Origin of the sequence: Streptomyces asoensis, from assembly GCF_013085465.1 — a bacterium.
In the GTDB taxonomy this organism is placed as follows: domain Bacteria; phylum Actinomycetota; class Actinomycetes; order Streptomycetales; family Streptomycetaceae; genus Streptomyces; species Streptomyces cacaoi_A.
Map to the genome: position 1 here is coordinate 8,184,446 of NZ_CP049838.1, position 22,279 is coordinate 8,206,724.

20 protein-coding genes and 1 pseudogene are annotated in these 22,279 nt (G+C 73.2%); 15 read left to right on the forward strand and 6 right to left on the reverse strand.

From position 1 onward, the window contains the following. Positions 1 to 9 precede the first annotated feature (9 nt). On the reverse strand, positions 10 to 963 hold the full coding sequence (locus tag G9272_RS36520; RefSeq protein WP_171400488.1) for an ArsA-related P-loop ATPase: 954 nt from the start codon (positions 961 to 963) through the stop codon (positions 10 to 12). Between the two features lie 126 nt (positions 964 to 1,089). Here G9272_RS36520 and G9272_RS36525 point away from each other — a divergent pair, with 126 nt between their 5' ends. The 6 genes from G9272_RS36525 to G9272_RS36550 are packed head-to-tail and all read left to right on the forward strand — an operon-like array spanning position 1,090 to position 7,849. Next, the gene (locus G9272_RS36525) at positions 1,090 to 1,746 is read left to right on the forward strand and encodes a GNAT family N-acetyltransferase (RefSeq protein ID WP_171400489.1); all 657 of its coding nucleotides are present in this window, start codon (positions 1,090 to 1,092) and stop codon (positions 1,744 to 1,746) included. 4 nt (positions 1,747 to 1,750) lie between these two features. Then, on the forward strand, positions 1,751 to 3,271 hold the full coding sequence (locus G9272_RS36530; protein WP_171400490.1) for an ABC transporter substrate-binding protein: 1,521 nt from the start codon (positions 1,751 to 1,753) through the stop codon (positions 3,269 to 3,271). Between the two features lie 4 nt (positions 3,272 to 3,275). Continuing rightward, positions 3,276 to 5,069: an ABC transporter permease subunit gene (locus tag G9272_RS36535; protein WP_171400491.1), complete on the forward strand. Its 1,794-nt coding sequence runs from the start codon at positions 3,276 to 3,278 to the stop codon at positions 5,067 to 5,069. Then, positions 5,066 to 6,412, forward strand: coding sequence for an MDR family MFS transporter (locus G9272_RS36540; RefSeq protein WP_253268057.1), 1,347 nt, complete (start codon positions 5,066 to 5,068; stop codon positions 6,410 to 6,412). Before G9272_RS36535 ends, G9272_RS36540 begins: the two co-directional genes overlap by 4 nt. Beyond that, complete coding sequence (locus tag G9272_RS36545) at positions 6,409 to 7,041, forward strand: hypothetical protein (RefSeq protein ID WP_171400492.1); 633 nt, start codon at positions 6,409 to 6,411, stop codon at positions 7,039 to 7,041. Before G9272_RS36540 ends, G9272_RS36545 begins: the two co-directional genes overlap by 4 nt. 55 nt (positions 7,042 to 7,096) lie before the next feature. Next, positions 7,097 to 7,849 carry a YcnI family protein gene (locus tag G9272_RS36550; RefSeq protein ID WP_171400493.1) on the forward strand — a complete coding sequence of 251 codons (753 nt, stop codon included), beginning with the start codon at positions 7,097 to 7,099 and terminating at the stop codon, positions 7,847 to 7,849. A 74-nt stretch (positions 7,850 to 7,923) separates the two neighbouring features. On the opposite strand, the gene G9272_RS36555 is transcribed toward G9272_RS36550, so the two are convergent. Continuing rightward, entirely contained in the window at positions 7,924 to 8,679 is a 756-nt protein-coding gene (locus G9272_RS36555; protein ID WP_171400494.1) for a CDP-alcohol phosphatidyltransferase family protein, read from the reverse strand. A gap of 108 nt (positions 8,680 to 8,787) precedes the next feature. Here G9272_RS36555 and G9272_RS36560 point away from each other — a divergent pair, with 108 nt between their 5' ends. The 5 genes and pseudogenes from G9272_RS36560 to G9272_RS46255 all read left to right on the forward strand — a co-directional run. Beyond that, positions 8,788 to 9,777 (forward strand): zinc-dependent alcohol dehydrogenase, encoded by a 990-nt coding sequence (locus G9272_RS36560; RefSeq protein ID WP_171400495.1) that lies wholly within the window; start codon positions 8,788 to 8,790, stop codon positions 9,775 to 9,777. 111 nt (positions 9,778 to 9,888) lie between these two features. Further along, a complete protein-coding gene (locus G9272_RS36565) occupies positions 9,889 to 10,287 on the forward strand; it encodes a 6-pyruvoyl trahydropterin synthase family protein (RefSeq protein ID WP_054241489.1) in 399 nt (132 codons plus the stop codon). Next, positions 10,284 to 11,480, forward strand: coding sequence for a glycosyltransferase family 4 protein (locus G9272_RS36570; RefSeq protein WP_171400496.1), 1,197 nt, complete (start codon positions 10,284 to 10,286; stop codon positions 11,478 to 11,480). The genes G9272_RS36565 and G9272_RS36570 overlap by 4 nt, the downstream gene beginning before the upstream one ends. Positions 11,481 to 11,764: 284 nt before the next feature. Further along, a complete protein-coding gene (locus tag G9272_RS36575) occupies positions 11,765 to 12,676 on the forward strand; it encodes an SAM-dependent methyltransferase (RefSeq protein WP_253268266.1) in 912 nt (303 codons plus the stop codon). Then, positions 12,676 to 13,737 (forward strand): annotated as a pseudogene (locus G9272_RS46255) (lysylphosphatidylglycerol synthase transmembrane domain-containing protein); the annotation flags it as partial. The gene G9272_RS36575 and the pseudogene G9272_RS46255, both read left to right, overlap by 1 nt. Before the next feature lie 95 nt (positions 13,738 to 13,832). Here the strand turns inward: G9272_RS46255 and G9272_RS36585 are convergent. Beyond that, positions 13,833 to 14,678 (reverse strand): creatininase family protein, encoded by an 846-nt coding sequence (locus G9272_RS36585; protein ID WP_367398569.1) that lies wholly within the window; start codon positions 14,676 to 14,678, stop codon positions 13,833 to 13,835. A 38-nt stretch (positions 14,679 to 14,716) separates the two neighbouring features. Between G9272_RS36585 and ribA the strand changes: the two genes are divergently transcribed. The 4 genes from ribA to G9272_RS36605 all read left to right on the forward strand — a co-directional run bounded on the left by ribA (position 14,717) and on the right by G9272_RS36605 (position 18,899). Continuing rightward, positions 14,717 to 15,376 (forward strand): GTP cyclohydrolase II, encoded by a 660-nt coding sequence (gene ribA, locus G9272_RS36590; protein ID WP_171400499.1) that lies wholly within the window; start codon positions 14,717 to 14,719, stop codon positions 15,374 to 15,376. 109 nt (positions 15,377 to 15,485) lie between these two features. After that, complete coding sequence (locus tag G9272_RS36595; protein ID WP_171400500.1) at positions 15,486 to 16,631, forward strand: NAD(P)/FAD-dependent oxidoreductase; 1,146 nt, start codon at positions 15,486 to 15,488, stop codon at positions 16,629 to 16,631. Continuing rightward, complete coding sequence (locus G9272_RS36600; RefSeq protein WP_171400501.1) at positions 16,628 to 17,689, forward strand: saccharopine dehydrogenase; 1,062 nt, start codon at positions 16,628 to 16,630, stop codon at positions 17,687 to 17,689. Before G9272_RS36595 ends, G9272_RS36600 begins: the two co-directional genes overlap by 4 nt. Then, positions 17,682 to 18,899: a saccharopine dehydrogenase family protein gene (locus G9272_RS36605; protein ID WP_171400502.1), complete on the forward strand. Its 1,218-nt coding sequence runs from the start codon at positions 17,682 to 17,684 to the stop codon at positions 18,897 to 18,899. The genes G9272_RS36600 and G9272_RS36605 overlap by 8 nt, the downstream gene beginning before the upstream one ends. An 8-nt stretch (positions 18,900 to 18,907) precedes the next feature. Here G9272_RS36605 and G9272_RS36610 read toward each other — a convergent pair whose 3' ends face one another. The 3 genes from G9272_RS36610 to G9272_RS36620 are packed head-to-tail and all read right to left on the reverse strand — an operon-like array spanning position 18,908 to position 22,214. Next, entirely contained in the window at positions 18,908 to 20,137 is a 1,230-nt protein-coding gene (locus G9272_RS36610) for a serine hydrolase domain-containing protein (RefSeq protein ID WP_171400503.1), read from the reverse strand. Between the two features lie 59 nt (positions 20,138 to 20,196). Further along, positions 20,197 to 21,570, reverse strand: a complete 1,374-nt coding sequence (locus tag G9272_RS36615) for an MFS transporter (RefSeq protein ID WP_171402331.1) — start codon at positions 21,568 to 21,570, stop codon at positions 20,197 to 20,199. Positions 21,571 to 21,623: 53 nt separating this feature from the next. Further along, positions 21,624 to 22,214, reverse strand: a complete 591-nt coding sequence (locus G9272_RS36620) for a TetR/AcrR family transcriptional regulator (RefSeq protein WP_171400504.1) — start codon at positions 22,212 to 22,214, stop codon at positions 21,624 to 21,626. Between the last annotated feature and the right edge of the window lie 65 nt (positions 22,215 to 22,279).

Sequence of the window (22,279 nt, forward strand, 5' to 3'; positions counted from 1 at the left end):
GGGGTCTTCTCAGGTCAGTGACACCGGGCCCGGGACGAACTCCGGGTCCACCTGGGCGGCCAGGTCCTGACCGGTCGCCGCGTCCGCCCAGGCGCCGGCGTTGCGGAGGTGGAACTCCACGGCGTGGCGGTGGAGGGCCGGCCAGTTCTTCTCGCGGGCGTCGACCGTCTCGCGCAGGAGGTTGAGGGCGTGACGGTTGGCTTCTTCCAACTCACCCTGGGGATTGCCCCGTTCGGCCGAGCGGACCCAGGGGGAGAGGCCGAGGTGGGTGAGGAGGTCGTCGCCCACCTCCTCCTTGAGGAAGAGCAGGTCGTCCTCGCCGGTCACCTTGTTGCCGACCACGGCGAGAGGGATGCCGAACTCGCGGGCGTGGTCGCGGTACTGGCGGTAGACGGAGACGCCCTTGCGGGTGGGTTCGGCCACCAGGAACGTCATGTCGAAACGGGTGAACAGGCCGGAGGCGAAGGCGTCCGCGCCGGCCGTCATGTCCATCACCAGGTATTCGCCGGGGCCGTCCACCAGGTGGCTCAGATAGAGCTCCACCGCGCCCAGTTTGGAGTGGTAGCAGGCCACTCCCAGGTCGCTCTCGTCGAACTCGCCCGTCACCATCAACGGCACGCCACCGACCCGCTGGACGTGACGCGTGTGCAGTTCGTCGTCGCCCAGCAGGCGCAGCAGCCGGGAGCCGCGGCCCGGTGGGGTCGTCTTGACCATCGCCTCGCGGGAGGTGATCCGCGCGTTGGTGCCGCGCAGCAGGTCCTTGATGTCGCCCAGTCGCGCGGCCAGGGGCGGGGCCGTGAAGGGCGTCGTGCCCGCCGTGGGGTCCAGGGCCTCGGACAGATGCTGGTTGATGTCGCCGTCCACGGCCAGTACCGGTGCGCCGGATCGCGCCAACTGCCGGGCGAACAGGGCCGACAGAGTCGTCTTGCCGCTGCCGCCCTTCCCCACGAACGCGACGCGCATCACAGCACCCCCTTGTTGAAAATGAATGTCATGTGGCTAGATTTAGGGGCGCGCTGCGATCTCTGTCAAATCCGGGAGTGGTGGTTAAGTGATCAACTTGTTTCGCTTAATGCATATGATGCGCAAGTGCGTGACTACTGCATCAGGCCCGCGGGCCCCGAGGACCTCGACGGCGCCCGAGCCGTCATGCTCGACACCGTCTACCGCGATTTCGGTACCGGTTACGTGCCTCGGTGGCACGGCGACATCATCGATCCCGTCGCCGCCTACCTCGCCCCGGCCCGCCACACCCTGCTGGTCGCGCTCGACGGCGAGGACGGCGAGGTCGTCGCCACCGCGGCCCTGGACTCCCGGGGTCCCGCGCACCCGCCGAACCCGCGCCATGTCGCCGAGCGCTACCCCTCCGGCACGACCGCGCAACTGCGCCGCGTCTACGTCCGCCGGGAGCACCGCCGGCGCGGCCTCGCCCGGCGGCTGGTGGCCGAACTCCTCGCCTTCGCGGCCGCGGACGGCGGCTATCGATCCGTCTATCTGCACACGGACCCGGCCGTGGAGGGGGCCGAGGGGTTCTGGCGGTCGCTCGGCACGGTCGTGCACGACGAGCGGGAAGAGGCGACCGGTGGTCAGGGCATCGTGCACTTCGACGTCTCCCTCGACGTCTCCCTCGTCGTCCTCCTCCCCGCCGCTCCCTCCCTTTTTGCTCCGTCCGTCCCCTCCGTCCCCTCCGTCCCCTCCGTCCCCTCCGCCCCTTCCTCCTCCCGCTCTCGTCCCACAGGCCGGTAACTCCATGCGCTTCCCCCGCCGTCCCCGCCGTCCCCGTCCTCCCCGGCTTCTCGCCGCGGTCCTCCTCACCCCGCTGCTCGCCGGCTGCTTCGCCTCCTCCGGTGGCGACGGCGGTGCGGCCTCCGGCGCCGACGACGGCTCCCGGCTGCGGGTCGTCCTCGCCTTCCCGCCCGCCGAGAACCTCTCCCCCCACGGCGCCGACGCGACGATCCTCAGTCGTCTCGGGGTCACCGAAGGGCTGACCGCCCTCGACGCCAACGGCGCCGCCGCCCCCGCACTCGCCGCGTCCTGGCGCCGCGAGGACGACCGCAACTGGTTGTTCACCCTGCGCGAGGCCGTATTCCAGGACGGTACGGACGTCACGCCCGCCGCCGTAGCCGCCTCCCTCACGCGCGCCACCGAGGCCGAGCCGGTCCCGGCCGCGCTCTCCGGTGTCACCCTCACGGCGAAGGCGGAGGGCAGTACCGGCGTACGCGTCACCACCGCCGCCCCCGACCCGGTCCTGCCCCTGCGGCTGTCCAGCCCCGGCCTCGCCGTCCTCGCCCCGAAGGCCTACAAGAAGAAGGGCGCCGTCGACCCGGTCGGCACCGCCACCGGACCCTTCGAACTCACCGAGGTCACCGGCGCCACAGCCGCCGATCTCGACCGTTTCGACGACTACTGGGGCGGCCGGGCCCAGGCCTCCGGCGTCGATGTGCGCTTCATCGCCGACGGCACCGCCCGCGCCAACGCCCTGCGCACCGGACAGGTCGACCTCGCCGAGGCGATACCCGTCGCCCAGGCGGCCACCCTCGACGCGGACACCCGCCGCGAGACCGCCACGACCCGCACCACAAGCCTGCTGCTCAACGTGAAGTCGGGCGTCTTCAAGGACCCGGCCCTGCGCGCCGCAGCCCGCGCGGCCGTCGACACCTCCGCCCTCGCCACGGGCGTCTACGAGGGTCACGCGGACGCGGGCGCCGGTATCTACGGCCCCGCCGTCACCTGGGCCGAGGGCAAGCGCGTCCGGCCCGCCGGGCGAGCGAGGGCCGGTAGTCCCGGCGGCGCCTCGCTCACCCTGGCCACCTACGACAACCGGCCCGAACTCCCGGAAGTCGCCCAGGTGTTGAAGCAGCAGTTGGAGAAGGCCGGATTCAAGGTGAAGCTGGAGGTGCGTGAGTACTCGAGGCTGGAGAGCGACGCGCTCGCGGGGAAGTTCGACGCCTTCGTCGGCGCCCGCAACAGCCTCCTCGACACCGGCGACCCCGTCTCCCTCCTGGCCGGCGACTTCACCTGTGACGGCGGCTACAACCTCGCCCTGCTGTGCGACAAGGGCGTCGACCGGGCGGTCGCCAAGGCGCAGACGGTGGCAGACACCGGCGAGCGACAGGACGCCGCCCTGGCCGCCGAGGCCGCGATCCTCGGCACCGACGCCGTCGTCCCGCTGGTCCACCAGCGCGTCATCACCGGCGTCGGCGCCAAGGTCAGCGGTGTGCTTCTCGATCCGTACGAGCGCACGCTCGTCGGCACCGGGACCCGGCGCTGACGGCATGAGGAGCAGGCTGGGCGCGCTGCTGTGGCGTGCCGTGCTGGTCGCGCTGCTGGTGTGCGGCATCGGGCTGCTGCCCTGGCTGTCGCACACCGACCCGGCGCTGACCGTGTTGAAGGCGCGGTCCGCCGACCGTGACGCCACGCCCGAGGTGCTGGCCGACATCCGTGCCCAACTCGGTGTGGACGACGGCCCGTTGCACCTGCTCGGGCAGTGGCTCGCGGGGTTGCCGCGCGGGGACGCCGGACGGTCGTGGATCTCCGGAGCCGACGTCCTGCCCGGCGTCCTCGAGGCACTCGGCGCGTCGCTGCTGCTGATGGTGGTGGCGTTGGCGGTCGCCCTGGTCACCGCCGCCGGCGTGTGCGCCCGCACCCTGTACCTCGGCGCGCGGCGGCGGCTGGAGGGCCGGCCCGCAGGCGGCTCCGGTTCCGCAGTGCTCGCCGCGCTGCCCGAGTTCCTGACGGCTTCCGTGCTCGCCACCGTCGTCGGTGTGCAGTGGGGATGGCTGCCCGCTCTCGGCTGGTACGGCCCGCAGTGGACGGTGCTGCCCGCGCTCGCCCTGGGCCTGCCCGCCGGTGCGGTGCTCGGGCGCCTTCTCGACGACCAGTTGCCGGCCGCCTTCGTCGAGCCCTGGGCGCTGGCCGCCGCCGCGCGCGGACTGCCCGGCCGGAGCATCGCCCGCAAGGCGCTGCGCCGCTGTGTGCCCGGACTGCTGCCCAACCTCGGGCTGTTCCTCGTGGGGCTGACCGGCGGGTCCGTCGCCGTGGAGCAGATCTTCGACATTCCCGGGCTCGGCCGGACCACCCTCCAGGCCGCGATCGCGCAGGACCTGCCCGTCCTCCAGGCCGGCACCCTCGTCCTCGTCGCCCTCGCGGCCGTCACCACCGGCGGCGCCCGGCTCGCCGCCCGGCTGCTCATCGGCCCCGCGCTGCGCGACGGCGCATTGCATACACTCCACCGGCCATCGCCGCCGGTCCGCAGGATCCTGCCTATTGCATACGGTCTTCTGCTGTCCGTGGTCATCTCCCTCGGGCTGCCCCGTGATCCGCTCGCCCTCGACACCGCGGCCCGCCTCCGACCCCCCTCCACCGCCCACCCGTTCGGCACCGACGCGCTCGGTCGCGACGTCCTCGCCCGGGTCGCGCACGGCGCCCTCGACACCCTGCTCCTCGCCCTCGCCATCAGCGCGATCGCACTGACGGCCGGCGTACTGCTCGGGCTGCTGCCCCGGTTGTCCGGGCCGCTCGTCGACACCGTGAACGCCGTACCGCCGGTGCTCGCCGCGCTCCTCGTCGCCGCGGTCTGGGGCAGCGGGCCCACGACGCCCGTTCTCGCCGTGGCCGTCGTGGCCTGGGCGCCGCTCGCCGCGCACACCTCCGCGCTGCTGCGGCAGGAGCGGGCCACCCTCCATCTGACCGCCACCCGCGCCCTCGGCGCCGGCCCCGGACATCTGCTGAGGAGCGAGCTCCTGCCCGCCGTCCTCCCGCCCGTGGCCCGGCACGCCCTCCTGCGCCAGCCCGGCATCGCCCTCGCCCTGGCCTCCCTTGGCTTCCTCGGTCTCGGAGCCCAGCCGCCGTCCCCCGAGTGGGGCCTGCTCCTGGCCGAGAACCAGCCCTACGCCGAACGCGCCCCCTGGGCCGTCCTCGCTCCCGCCACCGTCCTCGCCGTCCTCGGCGCACTGGCGGTGACCGCGGCGGGCGGACTGCGACGACCGCGGCCACGGCGACCTCGTACGGCAGACCCGCTCGCCGACGATCAGCCGTCCACACAACCGGAGTTGGTGGGCGCCCGATGACGGTGACGCACCTTTCCCCGCGCCGCAGCCCGCAGGGGGCGCCTCCGCTCCCGCCGCTCCTGCGCCTGCTGATCCTCACTCAACTCGCCTTCAACATCGGCTTCTTCGCGGTCCTGCCCTTCCTCGCCGAGCATCTGGGCGACGCGGTCGGCATGGCAGGCTGGCTGGTCGGGTTCGTGCTGGGGCTGCGGACCTTCAGCCAGCAGGGGCTGTTCGTGGTCGGCGGAGCGCTCGCCGACCGCTACGGCGTCCGGCCCGTCGTCCTCGCCGGATGCGCGCTGCGCATCGCCGGGTTCGGCTGGCTCGGTTACGCCGAGCGGACCTGGACGGTCGTCGGGGCGGTGCTGCTGACCGGGTTCGCTGCCGCGCTGTTCTCACCCGCCGTCGAGTCCGAGGTGGCGCGACAGGCCGTCGTGCACGAGGAGTCGGGCGGTGGGCCGCGGACCCGGGTGCTCGCGCTGTTCACGGTCGCCGGGCAGGCCGGGGCGTTCGTCGGGCCGGTGCTCGGCGCGCTGCTCCTCGCCGTCGACTTCCGCGCGGTGTGTCTGGCCGGAGCCGGCGTCTTCGTCCTCGTCCTCGCCGGTCACGCCTGGCTGCTGCCACAGCACATCCCCGGCCGCTCCCGGGTCCATGTACGCGGCGGTGTCGGCCCGTTGCTCCGCAACCGCCGCTTCCTCGCCCTGTGCTGCGCGTACGGCACCTATCTCCTCGCCTACAACCAGCTCTACCTCGCCCTGCCCGCCGAGGTGGAGCGGGCGGCCGCCTCGCAGGCGTCGTTGGCCTGGCTGTTCGCGCTGTCGTCGCTGCTGGTCGTGACGGCCCAGTTGCCGGTCACCCGGTGGGCGGGGGAGCGGCTCGGCCCCCGCCGCTCCATGGCGGCCGGGCTCGCGCTGATCGCCGCGGGATTCGCCGTCGTGGCCGTCGCCCTGCCCGCCGGGCGGACCGGGACGGCCGGGCTGCTGCCCGCGGCCGGCTTCGTCCTGCTGCTCACGCTCGGTCAGATGCTCGTCGTGCCCGCCGCCCGCGCCTGGTTGCCCGACCTCGCCGAGGAGGGCCGGCTCGGCCTGTACACCGGGGCACTGTCCTCGGTCTCCGGGCTGATCGTGCTGCTCGGCAGCGCGGCCACCGGGAGTCTCCTGGACGCCGGGCTGCCCCCGGCCGTCCCCTGGCTCCTCCTGGCCGCCGTGCCGGCCGCGGCTGTCGCGCTCCTTCCCGGCAGGGGGAACGCGGGAGCGCATGGACACGGGAGCGCATGGACACGGGAGCGCATGAGCGCGGGAGAACGTGAACGCGGGAGCGGCGGTCGACGTATCAGTCGCACGTGGGAGGATCCGTCACCATGAGTGCGTCCCCGGCCGTCCGGAGTCTGCGCGCCGCGGTGTTCGCCGCGGTGTGCGTGCTGCTGGCCGCCGCCGGGCACGGGCTCGCCACGGGTGACACGCCGCCGCCATGGGCGGACGGCGCCGGTTTCCTGGCCGTCTTCGCCGCCGGGTGGCTGCTCGGCGCCCGGGAACGCGCACTGCCCGGGATCGGCGCGGCCATGCTGGCCACCCAGGCCGGCCTGCACGTCGCCTTCGACGCGGCCCGCTCCCGTACGGCCGTGCAGACCATGCCCGCGATGCCCATGACGTCCGCGCACGGTATGCATGCGTACGGTATGCACGCGCACAGTATGCACCTGCACGCCCACACCGTCACGGCCATGACGCCGCACGCGACAGCGGCCCATGTCCTCGCCGCGCTGGCCGCCTCCTGGTGGCTGCGGCGCGGAGAGGCCGCCCTGTGGTCGCTGCTGCGCTGGGCGGTCGCCTTCCTGCCGGGCCTCGCGGCCTGGTGGCGGGGGACCCCTGCCCCGCCGCCCGTGCCGTCGGTCCACCCCGCCGCCCCGGCTCCCGTCCCGCTCCGGCAGCTGCTGCTGCGCCACGCGGTGAGCCGCCGCGGACCGCCCGCCCCGATCCCGTACGCGATCTGACCCCGAGCCGGCCCCGAGCCGGACCCCATCCTTCCGGTACGGAGATCACCCACTCATGTCCACGACACACCCCGCCCTGCGCCGCGCCGGTCTCGGCACCGTGCTCGCCGCGGCCGCGGTCCTCGCCGCCGCCGGTGCCGCCTCCGCACATGTCACCGTGCACCCCGAGAGCTACGCCAAGGGCGCCACCGACGGCGTCCTCAGCTTCCGGGTCCCCAACGAGGAGGACACCGCGAGCACCACCAAGGTCCAGGTCTTCCTCCCCACCGACCACCCCGTGCTCGGCGTGCTGGTCCACCCGCAGGACGGCTGGACGGCGAAGGTGACGACCACGAAGCTCAAGACGCCCGTCAAGACCGACGACGGCACGATCACCGAGGCCGTCTCCGAGATCACCTGGACCGGCGGGAAGATCGGCGCCGGCCAGTACGAGGACTTCGACGTCGCCTTCGGTCAGCTCCCCGACGACGCCGGTCAGCTGGCCTTCAAGACCCTCCAGACCTACTCCGACGGGAAGACCGTCCGCTGGATCGAGGAGGCCGAGGCGGGCGCGGACGAACCGGAGAACCCGGCGCCGGTGCTGAAGCTGACGGCGGCCGCGGCGGACGACGGCGACAGCACCTCCGACACGGCCTCGAAGAGCACGGACGGCACGGACGGCACCAAGAGCGGCACGGTCCAGGTCACCGCCACCGACGCCAGTGACTCCACCGCCCGAGGGCTGGGCATCGCGGGGCTGGTCGTCGGTGTGCTGGGGCTCGCGGCCGCCGCCCTCGCCGTCGTACGGACGCGGTCGGCACGGTCGTAACCACGCGGGGAGCCCATGGGGCAGGGCCCGGACCGTGAAACCCGGTCCGGGCCCTGCCCCATGGGAGAGGGGAGCTACACGAGCTCCAGGACCTTCGGCGCCGGAGCCTGCGTCGCGATCCGCGAGGTCCGCCGCAGCCACAGCACGTCCCGGCCGAAGGACCACACCAGCGAGCCCAGCGCCAGCAGGACGACGGCGAAGTTGGCCGCGTACGGCAGCAGGTTCGCGCCCGCCAGCAGCAGCAGGACGCCCTGGAGCGCGGCGACCGTCTTGCGGGCGGTGCTCGGCGGGAGCGGGGCGTTGAGCCAGGGGGCGACGCGGGCCGCCGCGACGAACACGTAGCGCATGCCGCCGATCAGCAGGACCCACGGTCCGAGCGCCATCGAGACGTACACGCTGAGCACCAGGATCAGGAACGCGTCGACCTCCATGTCGAAGCGGGCGCCCAGCGCGGTCGAGGTGCCGGTACGACGGGCGACCTTGCCGTCGACGCCGTCGAGGATCAGGGCCACGGCCGTCAGGCCGACCAGCAGCGTCACCGGAGGCGTGCTCTCGAAGGAGTCCGCGACCAGCGCGGTCACCCCGCCGACCAGGGTCGCCCGGCCGAGCGTGACCCGGTTGGCCGGGCCGAACGAGCGCAGGCTGGAGCGGTGCAGCGCCCGGGAAAGAACCGCCCAGGTGGCGATGGCGAAGACGAGACCGGTCACCCAGCCCGCCGGCCCCAGGCCGATCGCCGAGCCGAGCAGAGCCAGCAACAGGATCTGAACGCCCGCTCCCACAGCGGTCTCCTGCTGGACCAGCCTTGCGTCGTAAGTGTTGTTCAGGGCCACCGCACATTCCTCCGGCCAGATGACAAAGATGATCAGTGCCGCGTACTGTGCGCGGACTGTGCACACCTCGGTACGTGGGCCGGTTGCCGATCGTTCAGGAGGATGCCGATGTCTGTCACCGCTCGTGCGTTCTGGGTCAGCTCTCCGGGTGAGGGGGAGATCCGCGAGGTCGTCGTTCCCGACCCGGCCGGGGACGAGGTGCTGGTGCGCTCGCTGTGGTCCGGCGTCAGCCGTGGCACGGAGACCCTCGTCTTCCGTGGCGGGGTGCCCGAGAGCCAGCACGCGGCGATGCGGGCGCCGTTCCAGGAGGGCGACTTCCCGGCGCCCGTGAAGTACGGCTACCTCAACGTCGGGGTGGTGGAGAAGGGACCGGCGGCGCTGGTCGGGCGCACGGTCTTCTGCCTCTACCCGCACCAGACGCGGTACGTCGTCCCGGCGGCGGCGGTGACGGTCGTACCGGACTCGGTGCCCGCGCCGCGGGCCGTCCTGGCCGGCACCGTCGAGACGGCCGTCAACGCGCTGTGGGACGCGGCGCCGCTGGTCGGCGACCGGATCGCGGTGGTCGGCGGCGGCATGGTCGGCTGCTCGGTGGCCGCGCTGCTCGCCCGCTTCCCCGGCGTCCGCGTGCAGTTGGTGGACGCCGACCCGGCGCGGGCCAAGGTCGCCGAGGCCCTCGGTGTCGACTTCGCCGCCCCCGAGGACGCCCGCGACGGTCTCGACCTCGTCGTGCACGCCAGCGCCACCGAACAGGGCCTCGCCCGTTCCCTGGAGCTGCTGTCCGCCGAGGGCACCGTCCTCGAACTGAGCTGGTACGGCGACCGGAAGGTCTCCCTCCCGCTCGGCGAGGACTTCCACTCCCGGCGGCTGGTCATCCGCAGCAGTCAGGTCGGCACCGTCTCCCCGGCCCGCCGCTCCAGCCGGACGTACGCCGACCGGCTCGCGCTCGCCCTGGAGCTGCTGGCCGACCCGGCGCTCGACGCCCTCGTCACCGGAGACAGCGCATTCGAGGAGCTGCCGGAGGTGATGCCGAAGCTCGCGACCGGCGAGATTCCGGCCCTGTGTCACCGCGTCAGGTACGAACAAGAGCGCCTGACCTGAGAAAAGAGTGAGATCGGGCTGAACAGGGGGAAGCGAAGAGCCGTACTACACGGCATCCCCCGGCGGCCAACGGCCGGGGGAGCAGAGGCGCCGCACCTGGAGGGTCGTCCGTTGTTCAGTGTCACCGTCCGCGATCACATCATGATCGCCCACAGCTTCCGCGGCGAGGTCTTCGGACCCGCGCAGCGCCTGCACGGAGCGACGTTCCTCGTGGACGCCACTTTCCGCCGCGAGCAGCTGGACGACGACAACATCGTCGTCGACATCGGGCTGGCCACGCAGGAGCTCGGCGCCGTGGTCAGCGAGCTGAACTATCGCAACCTCGACAACGAGCCAGACTTCGCCGGGGTCAACACCTCGACCGAGTTCCTGGCCAAGGTCATCGCGGACCGGCTCGCGGAACGCATCCACAAGGGCGCGCTCGGCGAGGGCGCCCGGGGCATCGCCGCCATCGCGGTCTCCCTGCACGAGTCGCACGTCGCCTGGGCGAGTTACGAGCGTGCGCTGTGACCGATGTGACCCTGGAGAAGGCGGCCGTGTCCAAGGCCCCGCTCGCGTACGTGCCCGCCCAGGCCGCGCTTCCCAAGATCGGCGGGATCATCCCCATGTCCCTGCGCTCCGTACAGTTCGTGATGCCGGGCGGTGTCGACGACCCGGCGAACCCGAGCGGCGGCAACGCCTACGACCGGCGCCTCTGCCTGGATCTGCCCGGCTTCGGCTGGCAGGTGCACAAGCACCGGGTGTCCGGCTCCTGGCCCCGCCCGGAGGCGGCCGCCCGTGCGGAACTGGCGCGGACGCTGCGGGAGTTCCCCGACGGCACGGTCGTCCTCCTCGACGGGATCGTGGCCTGCGGGGTGCCGGAGATCATCGTCCCCGAGGCGGAGCGGCTGCGGCTCGTCGTCCTCGTCCATCTTCCGCTCGGTGACGAGCGGGGCCTCGCGCCCGAGGTGGCGGCCGACCTCGACGCCAAGGAGCGGGCCGTGCTGCGGGCCGTCCCGGCCGTCGTCGCCACCAGCGACTGGGCGGTGCGCCGCCTCGTCTCCCACCACGGTCTCGCCCCCGAGCGCGTGCATGTCGCCGCCCCCGGCGCCGACATCGCCCCCCTCGCCTCCGGCACCGACGGCGTGTCGCGCCTGCTGTGCGTGGCCGCCGTCACCCCGCGCAAGGGCCAGCACCGGCTGGTGGAAGCGCTGGCGGCGGCGAGAGACCTGCCGTGGAGCTGCGTGTGCGTGGGCGGACTCGGGCAGGACCCGGAGTACGTCGCCCATCTGCGCGGCCTGATCGCCAAGTACGGCCTCCAGGACCGGCTGGAGCTTGCGGGTCCGAAGGCCGGCGCCGAGCTCGACGCGGCCTACGCCTCCGCCGACCTGATGGTTCTCACCTCCTACGCGGAGACGTACGGCATGGCCGTCACCGAGGCGCTCGCCCGCGGCATCCCCGTCCTCGCGACGGACGTCGGCGGGCTGCCCGAGGCGGTCGGCCGCGCCCCCGACGGTGGCGTCCCCGGCATTCTCGTCCCGCCGGAGGACCCGGCCGCCCTCGCGGTCGAGCTGCGCGGCTGGTTCGGCGAGGCCGACGTACGACGTCGTCTCAAGGCCGCCGCGCGGGGCCGCCGGGCGGCCCTGAACGGCTGGGCGACGACAGCCCAGAGCCTGGCCGGCGTCCTGGGCCGGCTTCCCAGCGAACCCCGGAGGGCGGCATGAGGAAGACGACGGCGACCCCGGCCGACGTGGCACGACGCGTGGGCGGCATTCCGGCACAGCCGGTCCGCAAGGAGGCTGGTTCCATGGTGGAGTCCCTGATCCCCGACGGCGGCTCCGCGGCACGCGCGGTGGCTACGGGCGTGGAGTCCGCGGCGCAGCCGGTGGGCTCGGGACCGGTGGCGCAGGCCGCGACTTCCGGCACGGGTTCCGGTTCCGCGCCGCGGGCCGGGGCCGCCGGTGCGGAGTCCCTGGTGGAGCCGGTGGGTTCCGGTGCCGACGACGCGATGCTCGGCGTGATCGCCGGCGCCGGACCGGTGAGCCGGACCGGTGAGCGGCCCACCGTGCGGCTGCGGGACGTCGGGCCGGACGAGCAGCCCCGTTACGCCCCCGAGTGGCTGGAGTTGCGCGAGCCCGCCGACGCCGCCGCCCGGGCGATGGAGCTGCTGGACCCGCTGCGGATCCGGCTCGCCAACCTGCCGGGACGCGGCGGTCTTGCCATCCACGACCTGGGATGCGGCACCGGCTCGATGGGCCGCTGGCTGGCCCCCCGCCTGGACGGCGCCCAGCACTGGATCCTGCACGACCGTGACCCCTACCTCCTGCACTTCGCGGCCGTCGCCTCTCCCCGGGCGGCCGCCGACGGCAGCCGGGTCACCGTCGAGACACGGCGCGGCGACGTCGCCCGCCTCACCCCGGACGCCCTGCTCGGCGCCTCGCTGGTCACCGCGTCCGCGCTGCTGGACGTCCTCACCCGCGAGGAGGTCGAGACGCTCGCCGCGGCCTGTGCGGGCGCCGGCTGCCCGGCGCTGCTGACGCTCTCGGTCGCCGGACGCGTCGAACTCAGCCCGCCGGACCCGCTGGACGACGAGATCGCCGCCGCCTTCAACGACCACCAGCGGCGCGGCGGCCTCCTCGGCCCCGACTCGGTGACCGTGGCCTGCGAGGCGTTCGCCGCCCATGGCGCGACCGTCAAGGTGCACCCGAGCCCGTGGCGGCTCGGCCCCGAGAACGTGGGCCTGACCGCCCAGTGGCTGCGCGGCTGGGTCGGCGCGGCCGTGGAGGAGCGCCCCGCGCTGGCCGAGCGCGCCGAGGCCTACCTGGCCGCCCGGCTGGCGGCCTGCGCGGCCGGCGAACTGCACGTCACCGTCCACCACAGCGACCTGCTGGCACTGGCCCGGCCGACGGGCGGGATCTGATGAGCGCGGAGACGGCGGGCCCCCGGGTGACGGTCGCGCCGCCGGTCGTGTGGGCGGAGGGGGCCAGGGCGGTCGCACGCCGGCCCCTGCGCAGCCCCTCGGTGGCCCGCACCGGTGCCGCCGTGTCCGAGGCCCGTATCGGTGTCATCGTGACCGGGCCGCGGGCGGAGAAGCCCTCCCGGCTGCGCGCCCTGCTCGGCAACCGAGCCGTCCGCACGCACTTCGGGACGGTCGCCGGAGTCGTCATCCTCAGTGTGTTGCTGTGGCGGCTGGGCACCGGCGTCTTCATGGACGGGCTGCGCCGGATCGACGGGCCGACACTGCTGGTGGGGCTCGGGATCGGCGCGGTCACCACGGTGTTCAGCGCCTGGCGCTGGGCGCTGGTGGCCCGCGGGCTGCGCATCCGGCTGCCGCTCGGCCCGGCCGTCGCCGACTACTACCGGGCCCTGTTCCTCAACGCGGCCCTGCCCGGCGGCGTCCTCGGCGACGTGCACCGCGCGGTACGGCACGGGCAGAGCGCCGGTGACGTCGGACGCGGCGTGCGGGCCGTGGTCCTGGAGCGCACCGCGGGACAGCTCGTGCTGGCCGTCGCAGGCGTAACGGTCCTGCTGACCCTGCCCTCCCCGGTCATGCAGGACGTACGGCACATCGCCCCGCTGGTCCTGCTGGCCGGCGTGGGCGCGCTCGCCGTCGTCCTCGCCGTCCGGATGAACTCCTCGGCGCCGCGGCGCGGCGGCCGGCTGCGAGCGGGACTGGCCGAGGCACGCGAGGGACTGCTGTCCCGGCGCAACGGACCTGGCGTCGCCGTGTCCTCGGCGGTCGTACTGGCCGGACACCTCGGGATGTTCGTGGTGGCCGCGCAGGTCGCCGGCTCCGACGCCTCCGTCCTCGAGCTGCTGCCGATCGCCGTCCTCGCCCTGCTCGCCATGGGCCTGCCGCTGAACGTCGGCGGCTGGGGCCCGCGCGAGGGCGTCACCGCCTGGGCGTTCGGCGCCGCCGGGCTCGGCGCGAGCACCGGCCTCGCGGTCGCCGTCGTGTACGGCGTGCTCAGCTTCGTGGCGGCGCTGCCGGGGGCGGTCGTACTGGTCGCCCGCTGGTACGCGGGGCTGCGGGCCGGGGCCGCCGAGGAGACGGGCCCCGGGCTCGACGAGCGGCGTCACGACGACGTCGCGGCACCCGCTCCGGAGTCGTCACCGGCGTCGGACGCACCCGTCGCGGCGGTACGGGTTTCGTTTCCCGAAGCCGTCGGATCCCCCGCGGTCAGCAATGAGAAATACGCGCCGAAGGAATCCGCCAGGCTCGCCAGGAGTTCCTTCCCCTTTTCCGCGGACCCCAGGGAAGGACGGCCGATGACGCCCGAATCGGTATAGGCGGACATTCCCAGCGTGAGCAGATGACGGCGGTCGTCCGCGACGAAATCGGCCGACTCATAACCGGGCCGGACGAGTTCGGGGTGGGCGTGCAGCAGGATCGAGGTCTCGATCTCCCCGGCGTGCATGTCGGTGAGCAGCGAGGTCGACACCCCGGACCGCTCCAGCGCCGCCTCCCAGTCCTCCGGGGCCGGGAAGAGCGCCATCCGCTCACCTGCGGCGGAGGACTCCTGGACGACGTTGCCCAGGACGTAGTTCCCGCCGTGTCCGTTGACCAGCACCAAGGCCTCGACGCCCGAGCGGCGCAGCGACGCCGCTATGTCCCGTACCACCGCGTGAAGGGTCACGGAGGAGATGCTGACGGTTCCCGGCCAGGCCGCGTGCTCGTGCGAGCAGGCGATGGTCACCGGCGGGAGGAGGTGCACCGGGTACGCCCCGGCGATCTCCCGGGCGATGGCACAGGCGACCAGTGTGTCGGTGGCCAACGGCAGGTACGGTCCGTGCTGTTCAAAGCTTCCGACGGGCAGGACGGCCACCTGTGTCGAGACGCCGGCGCCCCGGTTCCGTACGTCTTCGGACGTGTCCGTCGGCACCAGTCCGTACGCCGCCGACCGTATTTCCGAACCACTCATTTCTTCCCGGCCCTTCGTCTCTGCTTAGGAACCAGATCATGACAGAAAAAATTGGCGTACTCGGCACGAAGACCCCGCAGCGCACCGGTGTGGAACGCGTGGTGAATGCACCCCTGCCCACCGTGTACGGGAAATTCCAGGCAGTCGGTTACATGGACCACGACCGCGGTGACGAGCAAGTCGCCCTGGTCTACGGCGAGATCGGCACCGAGGACGTGCTGACCCGGCTGCACTCGGAATGCCTGACCGGTGACGCGTTCGGATCCCAGCACTGCGAGTGCGGCGACCAGCTGGCGTCCGCGCTGCGGGCGGTCGTCGCCGAGGGCCGCGGCATCGTCGTCTATCTGCGCGGGCACGAGGGCCGGGGCATCGGGCTGCTCGGCAAGCTGCGGGCGATGGCGCTCCAGGCGGAGGGCCTGGACACCGTCGAGGCGAACGTCGCGCTCGGCTTCCCGGTCGACGCCCGCGACTACAAGGTGGCCGCCGACATCCTGCGCGACCTGGGCGTCGACTCCGTCCGCCTGATGTCGAACAACCCGCGCAAGCGCGAGGCGCTGGTGGACAACGGCATCAGGGTCGCCGAGGAAGTACCGCTGCTGATCGAGCCGTGCGAGAACAACATCACCTACCTGCGCACCAAGCGGGAGCGCCTGGACCACCGGCTGCCCCACCTGGACGCGGTGGCGCACTGGTCCTGATCGCGCTTGGGACCGCCGCCCCGACGGGTAGGGATCACGGCGGCCATGGCGTACGACAGCCCCGGTCCCGGCGTACGGGCCGGTGCCGCCGTGACAAGGAGCCGCTCAGGTGAACACGCATGCCTCGGTAGTCGTCATCGGCGGTGGGGTGATGGGCACGAGCATCGCCTATCACCTCGCCGCCGCCGGCGTCCGTGACGTCCTGCTGGTGGAGCGCGACGAACTCGCCGCGGGCTCGACCTCGAAAGCCGCGGGCGGGGTGCGCGCCCAGTTCTCCGACGAGCTGAACATCCAGCTCGGGGCGCGCAGCCTGGAGACCTTCGGGCGGTTCGAGGAGGAGACCGGGTACGACATCGGGCTGCACCGCGTCGGCTATCTCTTCCTGCTGTCCACGCCCGAGGAGGTCGCCTCCTTCGAGGCGGGCGTGCGGCTCCAGAACGCGCTGGGGGTGCCCAGTCGCATGATCGACCCGGCCGAGGCGCGGCGCCTCTCCCCGCTGATCCGCACCGACGGGTTACTCGCGGCCGCGTTCTCGCCCGACGACGGGCACTGCACCCCGGAGGCCGTCGTCCACGGGTACGCGGCCGCCGCCCGCCGGTACGGGGCGCGCATCCTGCGGCACACCGCGGTCACCGGCATCGAACGGCAGGGTGCCACGATCACCGCGGTGCAGACCACCCTCGGCCGCGTCACCACCGACACGGTGGTCTGCGCGGCCGGCGCCTGGTCCAGGGCCGTCGGCGCGATGGCCGGCGTGGAGCTGCCGGTACAGCCGCTGCGCCGCCAGATCGCGGTCACCGAACCGGTCCCCGGTCTGCCGCCGGACCTCCCCATGACCATCGACTTCACCAGCAGCCTCTACTTCCACAGCGAGGGCCCCGGTCTGCTGGTCGGCATGTCCGACCCCGACGAACGGCCGGGCTTCGCCACCGACACCCACGACCGGTGGATCCCCCGCCTCGCCGCGGCCATGGAGCGCCGCGCCCCCGCCCTTCTCGACCTGCGCCGCACGGGTGGCTGGGCGGGGCTGTACGAGGTCACTCCGGACCACAACGCGCTGATCGGCGAGGCGTCTTCGGTATCCCGTTTTCTGTATGCGACCGGCTTCTCCGGTCATGGTTTCCTCCAGGGACCGGCCGTCGGCGAGGTGGTCCGCGACCTGATTCTCGGCCGCGTACCCTTCGTGGACGTCACCCCCCTGAGCGCCGACCGTTTCGCGGCCGACGCCCCGCGTCCGGAGGTCAACCGCGTATGACCGAACTGCACCTGTGGCTGCGGCACGAGGCCCGCACCACCGAACGGCGCACCCCGGTCGTCCCCGACGACGCCCGCCGCCTCGTCGAGGCCGGCGTGGAACTGACCGTCGAGGACTCCCCGCAGCGCGTCTTCCCGACGCGGGATTACGAGGCCGTCGGCGCCCGGATCGCCTCCGCGGGCTCCTGGGTGTCCGCGCCGTCCGAGGCGGTCGTCCTCGGCCTGAAGGAACTCCCGGACCAGCCCGCTCGACTGAGGCACCGTCATATCTTCTTCGGGCACGCCTACAAGCAACAGCCGGGTGCCGCGGACCTGTTGCGCCGGTTCGCCGCCGGGGGAGGGGAGCTCCTGGACCTGGAGTACCTGGTCGACGACGACGGCCGTCGCCTGGCCGCCTTCGGTTTCTGGGCGGGCTACCTGGGCGCGGCCCTGGCGGTCCTCCAGCATCGAGGCCGGCTGACCGCCCCCCTGCGTCCCACCGGCAAGGACGAGTTGGACGAGACGCTGCGTCCGGCGCCCGGTGACGAGGAGTTCACCGCCCTCGTCGTCGGCGCCCTGGGCCGCAGCGGCCGGGGCGCACGGGCCGCGTTCGCCACGGCCGGAGCCGAACCCACCTGCTGGGACCTGGCGGAGACCGGTGACCTGGACCGCGCCGCCCTGCTGGCCCACGACGTGATGGTCAACTGCGTCCTCGCCACGACCCCGGTGCCGCCGTTCGTCCGTGAGGAGGACCTCGACGACCCGGCCCGCCGGCTGCGCACCCTCTCCGACGTCACCTGCGACGTGGGCTCGCCCCTCAACGTGCTGCCGGTGTACGACCGCACCACCGAGTGGACGGACCCCGTGCGCCGGCTGCGCAAGGAACCCCCGCTCGACCTGATCGCCATCGACAACCTGCCGTCCCTGCTGCCGCGTGAGTCCAGCGTCGACTTCTCGGCGGACCTGACGCCGCAACTGTTGGACTTCGGCGTCGGCGGACCGTGGGGCCGCTGTCTGGACCGTTTCCGTCGAGCCTCCCGCGAACTCGGCGTGACAGAAGAGGAGTTCGGCCGTGCCTGACCTGGTTCCGGCGACCGGCACCGTCCACTGGATCGGCGCCGGCCTCTCCACGGGCAGCGGCCTGGCCGCCCTGTGCGAGCACACCGACGGCGTACGGCTGTGGCACCGCACGGTGGAGCGGGCGGCCGAGGCCCTGGACCGGCTGGGGCTGACCGGACGCGCCGAGCCGCTCGCCTACACCCTCGACGCGCTCACGGAGCGACTGGCGCCCGGGGACGTCGTGGTGTCGATGCTGCCCGCGTCCGAGCACGCGGCGCTGCTGGCGGCGTGCGTGGCCCGGCGGGCCCACTTCGCTTGCTCCAGCTATGTCTCCGACGCGGTGCTGGAGCAGGTGCCCGCGGCCACCGGGGCCGGGATCGTCGTTCTCACCGAGGCCGGCCTCGACCCGGGCATCGACCACCTCTTCGCGCACAGCCTGGTGGCTCGCGCCCGGCAGGCGATCGGCGACGACACGGCGGCCTCGTACCGCCTCACCTCGTACTGCGGAGGCATCCCGGCCGTCCCCAACGACTTCAGGTACCGCTTCAGCTGGGCACCCCTCGGCGTCCTCAACGCCCTGCGCTCGCCCGCGCGTTACGTCGAGAACGGCACCGAGAGCGTGGTCGACCGGCCCTGGGAGGCCACGCGGGAGCACCTCGTCGACGGCGAGACCTTCGAGGTCTATCCCAACCGCGACAGCGTTCCGTTCATCGAGCAGTACGAGCTGCCACGGGCCTGGAAGCCGCTGACCTTCGTACGCGGCACCCTGCGTCTGGACGGCTGGCTGCGGGCCTGGGACGCGGTGTTCGAGCAGCTGAGGACGGGCGACGACGCCGGGATCGCCGCGCTGGCCCAGGAGTTGGCGGCCGCCCACCCCACCACGGACACCGACCGCGACCGCGTGGTCCTCGCCGTGTCGCTGGAGGTGCGGGTGCCCGGGAGCGGCACGGGTGACACGGGGGACGCGGGCGACGTGGACGATCAGGTCGAGGGCGTCGGCAACGGCACGGTGTGGTCCGGGAGTTACCTGCTGGACCTGGAGGGCGACGAGGAGGAGAGCGCGATGGCGCGCTGCGTCTCCCGACCGCTCGCCCTGGGCGTCCGGCACATCCTGGACGGCTCCCTGTCACCCGGGCTGAGCCGGGCGGCCGAGACGGCACCGTGCTCCGAGGAATGGCTGCGCGAACTCGGTGACCAGGGGCTTGAGTTCACGCTGCGGGTCGAGGGCTGACGGGCCGGTCAGTCGGTGATCGCCTCGTGGACCAGTCGCTTGAGTTCGGGGTAGAGCTTCAGGGATTTCCTCGGCCTCAGCTGGGTCAGGAACTGGACGGTCAGATCGCGGCTCGGGTCGACCCAGAACGTCGTCGTGGCGACGCCGCTCCAGCCGTAGGTGCCGAGCCCGGAGGGGGCCTGGGTGCGGCTCGGGTCGGTCACCACGGAGACCCCGAGACCGAAGCCGACACCGTCGTTGCCGGGTTCGTCGTGTGCGGGGCGGCTGCCGAAGGTGCGCAGGTCGGCGCCGCCGGGGAGGTGGTTGCGGGTCATCAGGTCGACCGTCTCGGGCTGGAGCAGGCGTACGCCGTCGAGCTCGCCGCGGCGGCGCAGCAGCTCACTGAAACGGTGGATATCGTATGCGGTCGCCACCATACCGCCGCTGCCCGACAGGAACCGGGGGCGGCCGAACAGCGGCAGGCCCGGGATCCGCTCGATACCGCCGCTGTCGGCGTCGCCGTACAGCTCCGCCAGCCGGCCCGCCTGTTCGTCCGTGACCTGGAAGCCGGCGTCCGGCATGCCGAGCGGGCGGAAGATCCGCTCGGCGATGAACTCGTCCAGCGGCCGGCCCGAGACGACCTCGATGATCCGGCCCAGGACGTTGGTCGCCACCGAGTAGTTCCACTGCGTGCCCGGCTCGAACTGGAGCGGCAGCCGCGCGTACGCCTCCACCGTCCCGGCCAGGTCCGAGCCCGGCAGCACCGCCGACTCCAGACCGGCCTCGCGGTACAGGGCGTCGACGGGGTGGCAGTGATAGAAGGCGAAGGTCAGGCCCGCGGTGTGGGTCATCAGATGCTTCACCAGCAGGGGCTGCCCGACCGGGCGGGTGGTGAGGTCGGCGCCCGAGCCGCCCACGTACACCCGCTGGTCCGCGAAGGCCGGGAGGTGGTCGGCGACCGGGTCGTCGAGGCGCAGCCCGCCCTCCTCGACCAGTATCAGCGCGGCGACCGAGGTGACCGGCTTGGTCATCGAGTAGATCCGGTAGAGGGTGTCGGCCTCGACCGGCAGTCCGGCGGCGATGTCGCGGCGGCCGTGCGCGGTGAGGTGGGCGACCCGGCCGCCGCGGGAGACGGCCACGAGGAACCCGGGCAGGCGCCCCTCGTCGACGAAGTGGGCGACGTGCTGGTCGAGCCGGTCCAGCGCCTTCGCGTCCAGCCCGACCTCGCTCGGGTCGACCTCTTGCCGCAGCAGTGCCATGGTTTTCCTCCGGTGCGTTCGTTCAAGGTGCGGTCCCGGCCTACCCCGCCCGGACGACCTCAGACCTCATGGTCGCGTAGGGAACGCGTGTGCGGACCCCTTTCGGCACCGTGATCGGTGTGCGTTGCGTCGCTTCCACCAGCCGAGGTACCGACGGGAAGGGCGGCCGGGGCGATCCGCGAGCCGCCTGGCAGCGCCCGGCAGACCGGTAGCGCCGCCGCGGCCGCGAACGCCAGTACGACCAGGGGTGAGCGCGTCGCGCCGAGGCCCATGAGCACGGTCGCCGTAGCCACACCCAGCACCGGCCCGACGTTCATCGCGGTCTGCTGCAACCCGCCGGCCACCCCGGCCGACTCCGCGGGGGCCTGCCGTACGACGACATGGGTCGCCGCGACCATCACGGTGCCGAACCCGGCGCCCACCAGCGCGAACCCGGCGCAGAGAGCGACCGGCGCCGAAGCCCGGGCGAGGACGAGGAGACCGGCGGCGAGGACGACCATCGCTCCGGCGACCGTGGCGCGGGCGCCGGACCGGCGCAGCAGTACGGCGGAGGTGGGCGCGGCGGCCACCAGCAGCACCGCCAGCGGGAGGCTCAGCAGCGCGCTGCGCAGCGGGGTCAGTCCCAGGTCGTCCTGGAGCACGTAGACGCAGGTCAGCACTCCGCCGTTGAGGGCCGCGGACGCGATGACGAGCACGCCGAGCGCCGCGCCCACCGCCCGGGAGCCCACGACCTCCGGCGGCAGCAGTGGGGAGCCGGTCCGGCGCTCGTGCCGTACGAAGGCGGCGCCGGCGAGGAGGGCGACCGGCGCCGACCATGTCACGCCGGGGAGGGTGACGAGAGTGTGCACCAGGCAGGCCAGGGCCACGGCGAGCAGCAGGGCGCCGGGCAGGTCGAGCGGGACGCCGGCGGCAGGACCCGAACGGTCCCGTCGGTCCCGGGAGGTGAGGGCGAGCAGGCCGAACACCAGTGCGGGCACGATGTTGAGGAGGAACACGGCCCGCCAGCCGAACTCCGTGGTCAGCGCACCGCCCACCACCGGTCCGGCCGCCGCGGCCACGCCGATGGACGCGGTGCGCACGGCGATCGGCGTGCGCAGCCGCTCGGGCGGGTACGCGGCCCGCAGCATCCCGAGCGTGGCCGGCTGCAACAGAGCTCCGAACATCCCCTGCACGACCCGCAGCCCGATCACCCAGCCGACGTCCGGCGCCAGCGCGATGCCCGCCGAGGCGGCGCCGAAGCCGAGCATGCCCAGGGCGAAGGTGCGCCGGTGTCCGTAGCGGTCCCCGAGCCGCCCGGCGAACACCAACAGGCCCGCCACCGCGACGAGATACCCGGTGCTGGTCCACTGGACCTGGGTGAAGGAGGCGCCCAGGTCGCGGCGCAGGCTGGGCTGCGCGACGGTGAGCACGGTGCCGTCCAGGGCGACCGCCATGGCTCCGGCCACGCTGCTCGCCAGCGTGAGTGGCAGGGAGGGGTGGGAAGGCTTCACCGGCCGGCCTCCGGACCGAGATGAGCGTCCAGGGCGGTTCGCAGAAGGGGAGCGAAGTCGTCTGCGCCCGTTGCGAGTTGAAGGCTTCCCCAGCGCCACAGCTGGGCGATGCCGTGCAGGTTCGCCCACAGTGCGCCCGCGACCGACCGGGCGTCAGCGCCGGGCCGGACCCGGCCGACCAGGTCCACCAGGACGCCGAACAGCGGGAGGCTGGTGTCCCTCAGCCGCAAGTGACCGCTCTCCAGGAGATCATGACGGAACATCAGCTCGTACATGCCGGGGTTGTCCAACGCGAACTCCAGGTAGGTGCGCGCCAGTTCGGTCAGCCGGGTGCGAGGGGCGGCGGTGCCGTCGCCGAGGGTCGTCGTCACTCTGGCGCCCAGCTGGGCGAAGCCGCGGTGGGCGATGGCCGAGAGCAGCTCCAGATGGGTGGGGAAGTGGCGGCGGGGCGCACCGTGCGAGACGCCGGCCCGGCGCGCGATCTCCCGCAGGGTGAGCGCTCCGGCGCCCTCCTGGGAGACCAGGTCCACGCCGACGTCGACGAGACGGGTCCGCAGATCGGGGTCCGGCTTTTCGGAGTCACTCATAGACACTGTCTACCAGGCGGCAGTAGACGGTGTCTACTCGCTGAATGGGGATCAAGGCGGGGGAA

Excerpts from the sequence above, each read along its gene's own strand:
- G9272_RS36560 (WP_171400495.1), top strand. The coding sequence starts at position 8,788 with ATGTCTGTCACCGCTCGTGCGTTCTGGGTCAGCTCTCCGGGTGAGGGG.
- G9272_RS36550 (WP_171400493.1), top strand. The coding sequence starts at position 7,097 with ATGTCCACGACACACCCCGCCCTGCGCCGCGCCGGTCTCGGCACCGTG.
- ribA (WP_171400499.1), top strand. The coding sequence starts at position 14,717 with ATGACAGAAAAAATTGGCGTACTCGGCACGAAGACCCCGCAGCGCACC.
- G9272_RS36610 (WP_171400503.1), bottom strand. The coding sequence starts at position 20,137 with ATGGCACTGCTGCGGCAAGAGGTCGACCCGAGCGAGGTCGGGCTGGAC.
- G9272_RS36535 (WP_171400491.1), top strand. The coding sequence starts at position 3,276 with ATGAGGAGCAGGCTGGGCGCGCTGCTGTGGCGTGCCGTGCTGGTCGCG.
- G9272_RS36530 (WP_171400490.1), top strand. The coding sequence starts at position 1,751 with ATGCGCTTCCCCCGCCGTCCCCGCCGTCCCCGTCCTCCCCGGCTTCTC.
- G9272_RS36545 (WP_171400492.1), top strand. The coding sequence starts at position 6,409 with ATGAGTGCGTCCCCGGCCGTCCGGAGTCTGCGCGCCGCGGTGTTCGCC.
- G9272_RS36585 (WP_367398569.1), bottom strand. The coding sequence starts at position 14,678 with ATGAGTGGTTCGGAAATACGGTCGGCGGCGTACGGACTGGTGCCGACG.
- G9272_RS36615 (WP_171402331.1), bottom strand. The coding sequence starts at position 21,570 with ATGGCGGTCGCCCTGGACGGCACCGTGCTCACCGTCGCGCAGCCCAGC.
- G9272_RS36575 (WP_253268266.1), top strand. The coding sequence starts at position 11,765 with ATGCTCGGCGTGATCGCCGGCGCCGGACCGGTGAGCCGGACCGGTGAG.
- G9272_RS36520 (WP_171400488.1), bottom strand. The coding sequence starts at position 963 with ATGCGCGTCGCGTTCGTGGGGAAGGGCGGCAGCGGCAAGACGACTCTG.
- G9272_RS36540 (WP_253268057.1), top strand. The coding sequence starts at position 5,066 with ATGACGGTGACGCACCTTTCCCCGCGCCGCAGCCCGCAGGGGGCGCCT.
- G9272_RS36600 (WP_171400501.1), top strand. The coding sequence starts at position 16,628 with ATGACCGAACTGCACCTGTGGCTGCGGCACGAGGCCCGCACCACCGAA.
- G9272_RS36620 (WP_171400504.1), bottom strand. The coding sequence starts at position 22,214 with ATGAGTGACTCCGAAAAGCCGGACCCCGATCTGCGGACCCGTCTCGTC.